Genomic DNA, 14,625 nt, shown 5'->3' with positions numbered 1-14,625 from the left:
GGAAATATTAGTTTTTCAAAATTAGGTAAATTTAAATATAGATAGATTTTATTTTTCTAATCCAAGTTAATTTATTCGCCTTCTAATTCAAAAACATCATAATCTAAATTATCAATTAAAATAAAAATCCAAGAGGCTGTAGCTTCACCAAAAAAATTTTCAGATGTTGTTGCTGTAATTATGAATGTTGTTGTTTTTCCTTGATATACTTTTATTAAATTTCCATTTTTTACTTTAGATGATATCATTTTACAACCAAAACTTTTAATAGTATTTAAATATTCATTGTACTTTTCTTTTTTGCTAACCTGAATGGAAACTCGTGTAGTAGTAGAATAATCACTGTAATAATAAAGCAAAAACGATTGTGCTCTATCGGACATATTATCTTTATTGTAGGAAAAAGTCACCGTTCCTAAATACGCTATTGTTGGTTCTTCGGCACTCATAAATTCCCATCCTTTAAGGGTTAAGTACTCCTCTGCTTCACCTAAATTTTTAGATTTAACTTCTAATAATTGTGATATAGATAAGTTTTGAGAAAAACCATAAATACTGATTAACAGCATTATAAAGAGTATATTAAGTTTATACATAAAGTTTCATTTTTATTAATGAATTCATTTTTGGTTCAGTAGATTTCATAAACAACCTATTGAACTACAAAAAATTATAGACATCTAATAGATATTCCGATAAATAAGTGTGGTATTTGTGTAATGGAAAAGCTAAGATAAGAAAAAAGTAGTAAAAAAAAAGAAAATTAAGCAGCCCCACCATCCTCCCAACTCCACACTCCCAATCGTCCCCACCGTCCCCCAAAAAAACAAAAAAACCCCGCCGAAGCAGGGTTCTCCCATCAAAAAAACAACTTTAAACCACCTCCACAATCTGAAGCACATTAAACGCTCCATTGTTCAAAGAATAGTTCACACCGTTAATCGCTTGATAAAATTCAATCAACAGCATATAAAGCTGTGTACCGCTACCTGACGGCACTGCACTCGGTGTTAAAACAGTCGCCACAGGGGTAGCTCCATAAACAAACACCTCCTCAGGACTAAAAGTAATGTCCGAAACACCCGTTTCAAAATCCAAGTTCAAAAACGCACTCTGCATCGAAAAATGAGTGGTTCCCTCAGGAATTCGCAATTGAACTTCAGGCACAAATGAATTAACAGTTAATGCTCCGGTAGCAGTATCCAAATCAAGTGTACCAAAAAATACACTCGATAACGAAGCTTTACTGTTAAAATCAAAACCTTTCAAAAGCTCCTTGCCGGCTACTGTTTGAAGTCCCAACGCAACCTGACGCTCACCACGTGCACTCGTGCTGTCCATGTTCTTCAGTGTACTCATTACCTTCACAAGTCTACTCGACAATCGCTTGTCTTTCACTTTAAATACCAATTGCCCTGCGGCTTTACGTAACATCCTACCCGCACTGGCACTGTGCCCAAATTCCGAACCGTTCTCACGAGTGCGTACAAACGCCGGGTCGTTCATAATACGTTGTTTGCTCACACCACCTTTGGTGCGAACCAAGAGTCCGTCTTGACTCTTATAGAAAGTAAGGTCCTCCAAGGTACCGTTTACTTTCAAAAGGCTAATTTGCTTTGCCATAATTAAAAAAATTAAATTGTTAATAATGAGGCAAAGCTAAAGAGCCAAAAAAGGACCAATTACCGTTTAAGTCCTTTCAGGTAGCAACCTGTCCAACAAAGTATAAAGTTTCTGAAACACGAACCAAAATGAAATAAAGAGTGCAAAACTTCCATTTTTTAACATTTGAAGTGAATAAAGTAAAAACGAAAAAAAAGCATGAAAAAGAAGTAATAAGAAGCACAAAAATGAATGAAATCAAAAAATAAAGTACAAAAGTGACAATTTAGGCATAAAAGTGTCAAAAACAAGATGTAAATCATTGATTAACAATTTATTAATAAATAGTATAAAGCATGGCTAAAATCATAAAAATAGGAAGTAATAAAATTATTGCTTAAAAAACAGCAGACTTATTAACAAATTTCACATACCAAACAATGATAAGTTTTTTTGTTAAGCCTTTATATTGCTATTATAAGGTAGGATAATTTATTTTTTAAGAAAAAAAATGTTCAGAATTCAGAATTTTATGTTAATAACTTCTTTTTTTTCGAATTATGAGTTTGTTTATTTTTGGAGTAAGTTTTTTAGTATTAATATACTTGCGTCAAGAATTAACTTAAACAATGAAAATATGAAATCAAACAATGGAAGAATGGCCACGAATCTTTTTAATAACTTATTATTGTATAATGATAAATGGAAAAAGTCAAGAATAAAATCCCAATTCGGATAAGGGTAGAGGAAGCAGCTGACATATTGAAGATTTCGCAACGTGCAGCCAGTAAAGTTTTGAGAGAAATCTCAGCTAAAAGTAATAAACCAAACAAAAAAGTAGTTACGCTAAAGGAATTTTGCGACCACAACGGCTTTTCAATGGAAGAAATAAAATTACATTTTCTAGGTGTTGAAGAATAATAAAAACACTTCCGTATGCGGTTTAACATATACAAAAGCTATTCGAATACTATCGAACAGCAACTACTTCAAAATACACCGACTGTTTTAACTGTAAAGGTTGAAGCACACCTTGATATTCTTCATACTGTTGCAAAACAACAAATACCAAATCACCACTAGATTTTTCCGCAGGCTCTGGCACCGATAGAGTAGTAGGAAATAATTCCTTTTCTAAAACCATTTCCTTTTCTCCCAAAATCATCTCAAAGGTCAAGGCCTCAGCATTCAATCGAATCACCCCAATAGTAAAAGAAATAGCTTTAACAGTAGTAGGAAAATAATTGGCTACCTGAAAATTCGAACCGAAGGTCAAAATAGAACTAGACCAATCCATGGAAACATGTTCATGCAAAGTGACTCCTTTAGGTCCATCATGAGGTATGGAAAAACCTATCAACAAAGGGTGTGAAGCTTCTTGTTGTATACCAACAGAAACACATCTTTTTCCTCTTTCAGACGTAACATCCAAATTTTTTATCCCACTAAATAATTTAACCAAACGATTGTGCAAACCACCCGAATAGGAGGTAGGAAACAAAGGTTCTACCATCAACCGAAATGCCCTGGATAGCTTAGACACCCTCCCAAACTCTTCACCATTTTGACGTACTTTTATCATGCTTGGGTCTGACTTAATTTTTTTACCGTTAAATCCGCCTCCCGCTTTCCGCACATATTGTTGCCCGTTAACCACATAAAAGTTCATACCGTCAATTGTTCCGTTAAATTGAATAAAACTTTTTACTTTTCCCATATTTTTGATATATTTGTAATGCTTTAAGTTAAATACATGCACTACTAGCAATTCTCCGGTAAATATAATGAAAATAATCAATTGCAATACTACTATTATAGTACAAGCATAGTAGAGGTATAGTACTAGTATAGCATACCAAAGCCTGATAAAAGCCTGATAAAAGCCGTATCAAAGCTATATCAAACCCAACCCAAAAGCGATAAACACTTCATCCCTTCACAATCCACCCAAAATAACAAGCATGATCCCATTACTCACCGTCTTCAATCATCCTCAACCGTCCCAATTGTCCCCACCGTCCCAATCCTCCCAACTCCATACTCCACACTCCCAATCGTCCCCGCTCCCGCACGAATCCCTTCGTGTGGTTATAACTTAGAGAACTTTTGTTGTTTTTGAATGTAAGAAGCAACATAAGTAGGAACTATACTTTTCCCCGCTCCCGCACGAATCCCTTCGTGTGGTTATAACTTAGAGAACTTTTGCTGTTTTTGAATGTAAGAAGTAACATAAGTAGGAACTATACTTTTCATAATTTAGACCGACTTTATTTTGTTGTTAAGCCACACGAAGGGATTCGTGCGGGAGCAGTGTTTTTTTAATGGTACCACGAAGTCGGGAAACTTCGCGGAGGGTCACCTCAAGAGTAGGCTGTTAATACTTCCCACTCAACAATTCTCCACCAATGGTTGATTTGGCTTCGATACCTAACTTTTTCATCATTTCATAGGTCGTACAAACCGCTGCAGAAGTCACGGGAATACCACATTCGGCTTGAATTAAATCAATGGCTTCCAACGAAGGCATTTGCACGCAAGCCGAAGCCACCAAAACATCTACATCCGTTAAATCCAATTGTTTGTAGATTTCCATTAAATTCATCGGGTTTTGAGCCGCTACTTCTAAATTATCCGGAATTTCCAAAGCGATACTCTCCTTTACTTTGATGCCTTGGTGCTCAATGTAATCCACTACTTTATCGGTAAGCGGACGCATATATGGTGTGATGATAGAGATTTGTTTGGCTCCCAATACTTTTAACCCGTTAATCAACGCACCGGCAGAGGTGACAATTGGCGTAGGGAAGTCGTTGGCAATGGTTTCCTGATGTAAATTTACTTCAGAAACACAATGATAACCGCGACCCATACTCATAATGGCCACCAAACACGCATAGCCCATGACATCTACATGCGCATCAGATAGTTCTTGAGCACATTTGAGACTCATGGCATCCATGGCTTCGAGCTCTTCTTTGGTTACTTTTTTCATCCGCATTCTACTGGAATGAAAGGTGAATCGTTCGGGTAAAATGGTTTCCCTGGCTCTAAAAATGGCAGGAATTTCGGTTTCCATGGTGATGTTGGAAGAGGGAACGATTTGGCCTATTTTGTATTTTTTCATAGTATTTTTTTTAACCGCGAAGAGCACAATGGTTTACGCAAAGTTCGCAAAGGTGATAACTGATTACTGAAAGCGGAGACTGTTTACTGGATTTCTTTCACCGTATTCACAATGGTTCCAATACCTTCTACAGTAGCTTCCACCACATCGCCATCCCACATCCATTCTTGCGGACTACGACCGGCACCCACGCCGGCAGGCGTACCCGTAGCAATAATATCACCGGGTTCTAAGGTAAAAACCGTACTTAAATCTTCAATTAAATCATGGATGTTAAACAGCATGAATTGGGTATTGGAATTTTGTTTTTCCACACCGTTCACTTTCAAAGACAAATTCAAGTTATGCGGATTTGGAATTTCATCTTTGGTTACCAAATAAGGACCCATTGGGGCAAACGTATCTTGTCCTTTAGACACAATCCATTGCCCTTCACGGCGGCAATCACGAGCAGAAATGTCGTTGATGACCGTATAACCAAAAACATAATCTAATGCACTTTCTTTGGGAACATATTTACCGTATTCACCAATCACCACAGCCAATTCCACTTCCCAGTCCAATTGTTGGGTTAGTTTGGGATTTAAAAGAATATTGGTATTTGTTCCGGTAACTGTGGTAGGTGGTTTGGAGAAAATAATCGGTTTTTGAGGAAGTTTTCCGGTTGTGTCGAGCGTTCTTGCACTTTCGGCTACGTGTTCGGTATAATTTAAACCAATTCCGATGATGTTTTTTCGAGGACGTTGAATAGGAGCAAGGATTTCGACTTCGTCTAACGAATACCCAATTTGTTCAAAGTCGATTTCGCGGGTTTCTTTAATCATTTCGGTGATTTCTTCAATAATTTCAAAGCCTAAATCGATTAAATCCAACATATCAATCGGTAAAGGAAAATTGGATATTTCGCCAAAGTCTTCCATGTCGATGATAAGATTGTTGTGTAGAAAACCTAAGCGAGGTTCGGTGTCTTTTGTTTTGTAGGTGAGTAGTTTCATGTATAAAGGTGCTGCGTATTGTAATAGATAATTATTGGTTTTTAATAGGATTGATTACCCTTGTTTTCAGTTAATGCACGTTCTTGATATAACCCCAATGATTCAATCGTAGGCAAATCATTAAACGCAAACAAACACGCATCTTCTGTATCCGAAAGGTTATGATGTTCGTGCCAAGCCCAAGATGGTATGCAGAATATATCGCGTTCCTTCCAATCAAATCGTTGCCCGTTAATGATAGAATAGCCTTTTCCTTTGGCACATTGGTACACAAACGAACCGGTGTGTTTATGGGCTTTTCCTTTAAATCCGGCCGGAAGCAATTGCATAGAAGCTCCCATCGTTTGCATCACGTGTCCACCCGTTAACGGATTGGAATATTTCATAAAGATACCATCAAACGGATTGGGTTCATTCACTTTTTGAGCTTCTAACAAAGCGGGATATACTTTTGACCAAGAATATTTAAACAATGGAGAATACGGTTTGTCCCACGTTTTATCCGCAGGAATGAGTCCGGCACAACCATAGGTTATAGGCGAATAATTTAACGGAGCCACCAATTCTTGTTTACCATCCAAGACGGCATAATCATTGGCTTCTAAAGCATTTACAAGCGGAATATCGAGTCCGTCTTGCCAAATACAGGTTTTACCGCCTTCTTCTACACCGTGTTCGTGCCAAGTAGAGTTGGGTGTAATCACAAAATCATTCACTTCCAACATTATTTTATTGCCATCTACAACGGTATAGCCTTTTTCACCTTCCATAATAAAGCGTAGGGCAGAAGCCCGATGGCGATGAGCGGAGGTAAATTCACCCGGACGAGTCACTTGAATGCCGGTGTATAACCAACCCACAGCGGCGGCTACGTCTTTTCGTTTATCATTAACCAAATAGACTACGCGACGTCCGGCTTGTTCCGGTGTAACGAGTTCGGATGATTTAAGTACTAATTCCCGTAAATCGGCATATTTCCACAACATCGGAACAGAATTGGCCCTTGGTTCCCAGGGTTCAATATCGTTGGCAACTGTCCATAAAGCACCGGCTCCCAGGTTTTCTAATTCTTTGTAATAAGCTTTCAATTCCTCAGAATCTTGCACTCTTGCTCTTCCGTAAACGTCGTCTGAATGTTTTGCGTCCATGTTAAATTGTCAAAGTATAAAAGCGTAAATTTACAATTATTCTTTGAATTTTTCAACGCTGGGTTTTAACGTTAAAATTGATATTTGGTTGAAACTTTTATTCATTGCTTTGTAATGATTAAAAGAAATCATTAATACCTAAGCAGAAGGCGTACTAAGTTGTTGTACACGAAACGGTTGTTTCTTTTTATAGGTTAATGACCGCCAAACCCATTCGGCAGGGCCATACTGAAAATAGCGTAGCCAAATGGTACTAAAAATAATCTGAATAACAAATATTGTAATTCCGAAAAGTGTTAAATAAACCGGACCAACTTTTCCCATCATATCTAATCCTGCTCCAAGAAAAACAAAATTACCAATAAGGGAATGCGTAATATAATTGGTAAATGCCATTCTGCCGACCGGTGCTACAATTTGAAGAAGTTTATGCCCGAAAGAAGTTTGAAAACTAAACATTAATAAGCCAACATAAGCCAACGCCAATGGAGCAACTCCTAAAGCGTAATAAAGGGTTAATTTTAAACCACTTGGTTGTAAGTTGTAATATTCTCCGCTAATTGAAGAAGACATATATTTTGCAAGTAAATAATTAAATGGAAGACCAACCAGTATACCAACGATGATAATTTTGACAGCTTTTTTCTTGTGAAGCATTAATTTCTTATAAAAATCAGAGCGACCAATAACATAGCCAATTAAAAACATACCAACTACTTTTGAAATTCTGCTTACATAAAAAAGGTAGCCGTATCGGTAGAAAACTCCGGCTACATTTGATTTCAATTGATCTAACCATGAACCTTCATGCATTAGAACTATGAATTTTTCGTTAGATATTTCTCCAAAGAAAAACTCGGTTACTTGATCGCCCGTATCAAAAAGAAATAGGGCAGGAAAATTAAGTATAGGAAAATGCATTTTTACAGCGTATAAAAGAATGGGGGAGAGCAGCAATATTGAGCCAACAACAAGGAGTGTTTTATTTGAAAATTTCAACAAGGGCAATATCATAAAACCAAGCAAAGCATAGAAAAAGACAATATCACCTGACCAGATTAATAAATGTATTCCGCCTAACAGAAGCATAAAGAATAATCGTCTTTTCAGTAGAGGAATTGCGTCTGTTCCTCTTTCAATGCCACGTTTTATTTGTAGAGCAATTCCCCATCCAAAGAGCAAACTAAAAATAGAATAGAACTTTCCTTCGATAAATAAATACTGAAGAAACCGAACAGAAATGTCCCAACTTTCAACAATCCAAGGACTTATCACTTTGGTAGTTTCGCTATAAAAGCTCATATGAGCCAAATTGGCTATAAAAATTCCTAGGATGGCAAAGCCACGAAGAGCATCCATAAAGATTTCCCGTTCGTGATTTTGGGTTGGTTTTGTTACTGACATTGAAAATGGAATTTGGTTAAATGCTATTCAAAAATTGTTTCAGCTTTATTTAAAACTTCCGTCGTTGACCTCTTTTATAAATTTGATTAATCCTGTAAAATAGGTTTTAGGATCGTCATAGAAAGCACAATGACTACCATTAGGGCAAAGTAATAATTGGCCATTTTGCAGTTCTTTGGAAACCCATTCCATGTGTTTTGGGTCCATAGTGTCGTGTGTACCTGCAATAACTAACGTGGGGGTTTTAATGTTTTTAAGTTGACCGGTAACATCCCAATTTTTGAGTGTTGCATTTCCTGTCATTCCAAATTCGCTGTGACCTTGCATGTACACATAGATTGAAGGATTCAAGTGACGAAACATTCGGTTAATGGGTTCCGGCCATTTTTCGAGAGGCATCCGTAAAATATGCTCCGTGTAGTAATGATTCATCAATAACTCGCTGTAGCGAGGGTTATTAAAGTCATTTTTGGCTTCTAAGTCTTTGATTTCTTTTAAAATTTCCGGTTTCAATTTAGGACCTAGCACTTCAGTGGCATATTTGCCATATTCAGGGGCACTCATCATCATATTAGAAATGATTAATCCTTTTAAATTGTCTTGGTATTTTAAGGCATATTCCATAGCTAAAATTCCACCCCAGGAATGACCTAACAGATAGAAATTATCTTTGGTAAGGTTCAAGGCTTTCCGCACTTGTTCTACTTCTTCTACAAAACGTTCGGTTGTCCAGAGGGTTGAATCATTTGGTTTGTCGCTATAATACGAATCCAATTGATCATAATAGATGTATTCAATTTCTTCGTTTGGGAGGTATCCATCAAAGGCTTCAAAGGCTTCGTGTGTTCCACCCGGACCACCATGCAATAAAAGCACTCGCATTTTTGGATTATTTCCTACGCGTTTTGTCCACACATTAAAAGTTCCTTTTGGCGTGGTGATTGGAATCATTTTAATGCCTCCTGTGAGTTGATCATCGCTAGTTGAATAGTCAAAATACGAAGAAGTTTTATTGTTTTCTGTTAAGGAATTTTGTTTGTTCGTACAAGAAGTAAAAATCAATACGATTATAACAAAGAGGATATCTTTTGTTTTCATAATTATTTGGTAGTGTGTTAATTGACTAAAGATACATTTTTTTCTTCAAGTACAAATCTATCAATACTTTTTTGGTGTTTAATAAAATTAATGAATTGAATGAGTAGGAGCATGACAAAAGGAATAATAGCAATGGTAATATAAATTTGACTCCAGTTCATATTTTCTTTCATAGGTCCCACAAGTCCTGCCCCCCAAGCTCTGCCCAAATTACACAGAGCCATGAATAAGGTAAAATGTGTGGCCGCAATTGTTTTCCAACACAATTTCATACAAATAGCAAAAATGGCAATATTCAGAAAAGTGTAAACCGTATTGTAGAAAATAATAAATAAGTAAATTAAAATATCATTTTTCCAAAACTGTGGTAAAAAAGCAAAACTAATGATTGCAATAATTAAAAAAATAAGGTAAATAGAAGCCATTCTTCTTTTGCCAAAAAAATCAACAAGTGCTCCACCTATAAAAAGCCCTAAAAAACCACCAATAATTGTGCTTGTTGCATAAATTTCTGAATAAGTGGTATTTGTCCATCCTAATTCCTGAATCGTAAAAATGGGCAAAATGGTATCCATCAAGCCAAACATAAGACCGATTATTAAAACTGCAATTCCCATCACTACACTACCACGAAGCGGAATAACTTTAAAAATATTTTTTACAATTTGTTTCCAATTATCCAACTGATTTGCCTTTGCTTCTGAAGAAGCTTCTCCTTTTGTCCAAGGCAGTATTTTTTCTCCGGGTCGTTCCCTAAAAAACAGAGGTACTAACATTATCAGTGAAACGGCAACAGATAAAGATGCTATGGCCATTGAAAACCCAACAGTATTAATTAAGGTCGTACCAATCATTAATGATAGTGCGATACCCACAGTTTTGGAACCCCACATGATGCCATTGGCTCGAGCTTGCTCGTTTTCCGGTACAACATCAATGGCCATTCCATCAGTAGCCACATCTTGAAAGGCTCCAAAAAAACTGATAAAAAATCCGGCAATCATTAATCCTGATAAATTATTTAGCGGATCTTTAATAAAAATAAAACTCAGAAAACTTAAAATCAAACCCAATTGACCCAAAATTACCCATGGTCGTTTGCGACCCATTGCTAAAATGGTGTAGCGATCCATTATTGGAGCAATTATAATTTTAAAACTCCATGGGATTCCGATTACTGCAACAAAACTACCAATTTCCATAGGTGTTTTTCCGTTCATGGCTAACCAAGCCGGAATTGCAAAAAAAGTAATGCCTTCCGGGATGCCTTGTGCCACATATAGAGCAGAAAAATTTAGATATCTTAGTATTGTGTTCTCTGTTAAAAACAGTTTACTTTTTTTTATGTAGTTCTTTAGTGATTCCATAAGCAGAAAAATTAATTTTATTTACTTATTTAGTCATTGCATCATCTAATTTTTTTGTATCAACAAATTGTTGAAAGGCAATTATTTTTCCCTCTTTTAATGTCCAAAAATGAGCAACTTGAGCATTGTACTCGTTGCCATTTTTGTGTTTTGCTTTGTAACGCAAGGTGGCCAATACTTTATTGTTTGCCATTTCATGCAATTGAATTTTATCTAAATTAAAATACTCATGTTCAGCTAAAACTCTAGCAAAAACACCATTTAAAATAGCCTCAGGTCCTTTGTAGGGGTTGCCATCGGCAAATTTATTTCCTTCAGCTTCATACCAAACTATATTAGCATCCATCGCACCCAAAACAGCAGGTACATCACCTCTAGTAAACGCTTTGTAAAGGTTGTCAATTGTAGTTACATTTTCCGGATTGGATACAATACCCAATTGTTGTTGAAAAATCATACTATCCATAAAATCCTGTTCCTGAGCAATTTTACCTTTTTTCATTACGGCAATGGTTACGCCGGATAAATCGACAGACTTTCCAGTTGGTGGAATGCCGAAAAACGTACCGGTATGTCTTCCTTTAAAATTCCAATGTTTTACAATCTTATTTCCTTGACCTAAAATTTCAACAATTGTGAATTGTTTTTCAGAAAATCCAGTGATGTAATTTTGATAATAGGATTTGAAAGCCTCTATTCCAACAACGTTTTCTGGTTTAGATATAAGTGTAATTTTTTCATCAAAGTTTTTAGCATTTATTAAGTCAATTTGACCTTTATTGACAATGTTATCCCAAACTTGTTCGTACATTTTAATATCATTTTCAATCGAATTTTTTTGAGCAAATGTCACATTCGTAAGCATTAAAGCTATCAGTATAATTGATTTTTTCATTTTATAAATAGTTAATTAAATTATTCATTTTTAATTGCAATTCCATCGGTTAATAGCCACGAATTTTCACTTTTAATCCATGTATGTGAAAAACTGAATGTTTCGCTTTTGTAGATGTTATGCTGTTTATCTGTCCAAAATTTATCAACATCGTAGAGAATTATAACTGTGTTTTCTGCTATTTCGATTGCTTTTTTATGCAATGCACAACTAAATTCCAAACTACTATCTTCATTGAGTTCATTCATCCAATACGAACACTTTTTTACATCAGAAAGATTTATTACGTCCGACTGATAATTGATTTGATTATAAATCCAAAGTTTTTTATAAGCAGTTGTATCACTTCTTTCAAGATAATTCCAATACTGACGCTCCAATTGCCAAATTTCTTTTTCAATTTCATTTTGAGCAAAAGCAGGATTAACCTTCGATTGAAAAACAATTATAATCACTGCCATTAACCATTTTTGTTGAAACCGTTGATATGTTTTAATGAAGCAGTTCATCTTTAATTCTATTGTGTTAAGGTTTGTAAAACCGGTCTAAACGAAATGTTCAAATCTTTCTTAGCTAAATCATTTTTGTAAATTATTGTTGCGGATGATTTAGGCTTTCTGTCATTCAGCATTTCGTGCACATCAGATACTTTGTAGGTTTCACTTGTTAAGAGATAATCTTTTCCGTGCAAATTGTTTGTAGTTGCTGCTTTGAATGTTGCCAATGCCACGTCGTTCACATCTACAATGGCAAAGGGTACATCATTATCAAACAAGGCTTGAACAAATTCGTCGGGAGCAATTTTATTTTTGATTAAAAATTGCATTCCGGTTGAAGTGGAATCGGCTCTATCCGACATTGATTTTCCCATCACCATAACAGGTGAAACGGAACTGATTTCGAAAGAAAGTTTCGGATTGTTTTTTATAAATTGCTCCACCACTTGATTAGCGATGAATTTTGCTTGACAATATGGATGACTCGTTTCGCTGGTAAATCGTTTGTCATTTTCATCAAATGTATCGCTAAAACTTTTACCATCTGCCGGCATCGGAAAATTGGTGTTCCACGCCGCCACAGAGGCAAGCAAAACCACTTTTTTTACACTTGGCGTTGCTTTTATTACATCCAAAAAGTTTTCTGTGCCTTTGATAGTAGGAGTAAATAGTTCTTTTTCCGGATCGGTAATTGTCAGTTGAAACGGTGTTCCACTGTGAATGACAAAATCACATTCACTGACAAATTCTTTCAGTTGCGCTTTATCTTCAACATTAAGTTCTTCGATGTATAAATGATCGGCATTTTTTAAATTCATTAAATGCCGGTATTTTTCTTCTTTAGAAATATTAGTCGTAGAAACTTTTACTTCAAAACCATTGTCTAAAAATTGCTTCGTGATATAGCTTCCTATAAAACCGGAACCACCAATGATGCCTACTTTTCTCATTTCGATTCTTTTAAAGAAACCTGCAAAGCTTTTGAGTTCCTTGCAGGTTTTGAATTAATAATTATTCTGTTGCTTGCATCATTTCAGGTTCAGGCTTTTCAGTTTGATTGAGCATATCGGTTACAATTTCAGAATTGTCCCAGTAGCCGTATTCCTCTACAATTTTTCCATCCACAAAACGTGCAGTATTGTGAAAAGGAATTTCATACATTTTTTTGGTTGATTTCATGGTTCCTTTCCATAGTCCCCAAAAATTCACCCAGGTTTCGCCTTCATCGGTAATAACCATTTCATACTCTTCTTTTTCCACCACCCAAGTAAAAAGTGTTGCATCCTCTTTATTTTTTTCTAAAGCTTGTGCTACTGTTATTGCTTTTTCTTTAGTGACGTTATTACAGATTTTTGCTGTATCGGCATAAGGTGCTGCAAAATTTTCCCAATCCATATTTTTATAAACCTCCATTGATTTTTTATAGGTATCAATTTCAGGAGATTGTTGGGTGTAACGCTTATTTTCTTGACAGGATGCCAAAGCAAATAATCCCATAACTAGAATTGCTATTTTTTTCATGATTGTATTATTTTTTAGTTAATTTGTTCTATTACATGTCTGAATAGATTCTTTTTGATTGGTTTAAGAATTAGTAAACATGTAAATTGAATTTATTAAGTGTTATTGAAAAGTGTTCTATTATTATTTGCTAAGCTCTTTATTTAGGATATAAGTATATTCCCATGATGCTTCTACCGAACTTCTAAAATCGTTTCGCATTTGTTCGGCTTTTTTTACTCCGAGTTTATTTTCCATGACTTTCCAAACACCTTCCTTTTCAATATCCAGTTCCGCTAAATTTTTAAATGAAGTTGATACCATATAATCAGGTGCATCTTCGGCACCTCCCATAAACGAGTACCATGAACCTCTTACATCTCCTTCAACTGCTTTTAATACATTGTGTACTTCTTTAACCGTGGCATTAAAAACAGTAGAGTTTTTTACTCTAAAGTAACTTACCCAAACAACGGTACGATCGGGGTTTACTTTTTTAGTGCTCATTTCCGGCATAGTAGAGGCCAAATGATAGACATTTTTTTCGATGTGCGGCATAATCATATTAATAACAATATCTCTACACGCCTTGCCCGCTTCATCATCTTTGTCTAATTCTGCCCAATTTTTAACCATTCCTGTTAAAACATATACGGTTCCTTCTCCTTGTAATCTTGACCAAAGGTTCCAAGAATCAGTTCCGTTGTTTTTTTCATAACATTCTTTATACATTTTTACACCTGCCTTAAATTGATCACGGTGACCCTGCTTGATCGTTAATTCAGACATTGTTAAAATTTGACTTTCTGAAACCTGTGCTACTGCTAAAAATGGTAATAGCAGAACTAAAAAGAATAATTTTTTCATGTTTAATTAGATTTAAATTAGTAAAAATGAATATAAATTCAAGACTAAGTAAATCTTAATTATTTGATTATGAAATGGTTTTAGGACGAAATAGGCAGAATAATGTCCGAAGAAGGGGTTTTGTTTAT

Annotated in this window: 15 protein-coding genes; 1 reads left to right on the top strand and 14 read right to left on the bottom strand. The window is 35.6% G+C overall.

Features of this window, described 5'->3' with window-relative positions; all coding sequences use genetic code 11:
- Positions 1-71 precede the first annotated feature (71 nt).
- Complete coding sequence (locus R2782_RS01460) at positions 72-596, bottom strand: hypothetical protein (protein ID WP_371266285.1); 525 nt, start codon at positions 594-596, stop codon at positions 72-74.
- A gap of 277 nt (positions 597-873) precedes the next feature.
- Positions 874-1,359 carry a hypothetical protein gene (locus R2782_RS01455; RefSeq protein ID WP_371266284.1) on the bottom strand — a complete coding sequence of 162 codons (486 nt, stop codon included), beginning with the start codon at positions 1,357-1,359 and terminating at the stop codon, positions 874-876.
- Positions 1,360-2,304: 945 nt separating this feature from the next.
- On the opposite strand from R2782_RS01455, the gene R2782_RS01450 reads away from it, so the two are divergent.
- Positions 2,305-2,523 carry a hypothetical protein gene (locus R2782_RS01450; protein ID WP_371266283.1) on the top strand — a complete coding sequence of 73 codons (219 nt, stop codon included), beginning with the start codon at positions 2,305-2,307 and terminating at the stop codon, positions 2,521-2,523.
- Between the two features lie 49 nt (positions 2,524-2,572).
- Here R2782_RS01450 and R2782_RS01445 read toward each other — a convergent pair whose 3' ends face one another.
- The 12 genes from R2782_RS01445 to R2782_RS01390 form a co-directional block, all read right to left on the bottom strand.
- Positions 2,573-3,319: a hypothetical protein gene (locus R2782_RS01445; RefSeq protein ID WP_371266282.1), complete on the bottom strand. Its 747-nt coding sequence runs from the start codon at positions 3,317-3,319 to the stop codon at positions 2,573-2,575.
- 657 nt (positions 3,320-3,976) lie between these two features.
- The gene (locus tag R2782_RS01440; RefSeq protein WP_371266281.1) at positions 3,977-4,726 is read right to left on the bottom strand and encodes an Asp/Glu racemase; all 750 of its coding nucleotides are present in this window, start codon (positions 4,724-4,726) and stop codon (positions 3,977-3,979) included.
- Between the two features lie 83 nt (positions 4,727-4,809).
- Positions 4,810-5,721: a fumarylacetoacetate hydrolase family protein gene (locus tag R2782_RS01435; RefSeq protein ID WP_371266280.1), complete on the bottom strand. Its 912-nt coding sequence runs from the start codon at positions 5,719-5,721 to the stop codon at positions 4,810-4,812.
- Between the two features lie 41 nt (positions 5,722-5,762).
- Positions 5,763-6,869 (bottom strand): cupin domain-containing protein, encoded by a 1,107-nt coding sequence (locus R2782_RS01430; protein WP_371266279.1) that lies wholly within the window; start codon positions 6,867-6,869, stop codon positions 5,763-5,765.
- Between the two features lie 138 nt (positions 6,870-7,007).
- Entirely contained in the window at positions 7,008-8,273 is a 1,266-nt protein-coding gene (locus R2782_RS01425; RefSeq protein ID WP_371266278.1) for a DUF418 domain-containing protein, read from the bottom strand.
- Between the two features lie 45 nt (positions 8,274-8,318).
- Positions 8,319-9,371 carry a proline iminopeptidase-family hydrolase gene (locus R2782_RS01420; protein WP_371266277.1) on the bottom strand — a complete coding sequence of 351 codons (1,053 nt, stop codon included), beginning with the start codon at positions 9,369-9,371 and terminating at the stop codon, positions 8,319-8,321.
- 17 nt (positions 9,372-9,388) lie between these two features.
- Positions 9,389-10,648, bottom strand: coding sequence for an MFS transporter (locus tag R2782_RS01415; protein ID WP_371266276.1), 1,260 nt, complete (start codon positions 10,646-10,648; stop codon positions 9,389-9,391).
- Between the two features lie 115 nt (positions 10,649-10,763).
- Entirely contained in the window at positions 10,764-11,633 is an 870-nt protein-coding gene (locus R2782_RS01410; protein WP_371266274.1) for an ester cyclase, read from the bottom strand.
- Positions 11,634-11,653: 20 nt separating this feature from the next.
- On the bottom strand, positions 11,654-12,094 hold the full coding sequence (locus R2782_RS01405) for a nuclear transport factor 2 family protein (RefSeq protein WP_371266273.1): 441 nt from the start codon (positions 12,092-12,094) through the stop codon (positions 11,654-11,656).
- A 56-nt stretch (positions 12,095-12,150) separates the two neighbouring features.
- Entirely contained in the window at positions 12,151-13,080 is a 930-nt protein-coding gene (locus tag R2782_RS01400; protein ID WP_371266272.1) for an NAD-dependent epimerase/dehydratase family protein, read from the bottom strand.
- A gap of 61 nt (positions 13,081-13,141) precedes the next feature.
- A complete protein-coding gene (locus R2782_RS01395) occupies positions 13,142-13,651 on the bottom strand; it encodes a nuclear transport factor 2 family protein (RefSeq protein WP_371266271.1) in 510 nt (169 codons plus the stop codon).
- A gap of 123 nt (positions 13,652-13,774) precedes the next feature.
- Positions 13,775-14,497 carry a hypothetical protein gene (locus R2782_RS01390; protein ID WP_371266270.1) on the bottom strand — a complete coding sequence of 241 codons (723 nt, stop codon included), beginning with the start codon at positions 14,495-14,497 and terminating at the stop codon, positions 13,775-13,777.
- Positions 14,498-14,625: the final 128 nt, after the last annotated feature.

It is taken from the genome of Flavobacterium sp. (genome assembly GCF_041392085.1).
In the GTDB taxonomy this organism is placed as follows: Bacteria; Bacteroidota; Bacteroidia; order Flavobacteriales; family Flavobacteriaceae; genus Flavobacterium.
The sequence above is the reverse complement of the archived record's forward strand: the minus strand, read 5'-3'. Positions and strand labels throughout refer to the sequence as shown.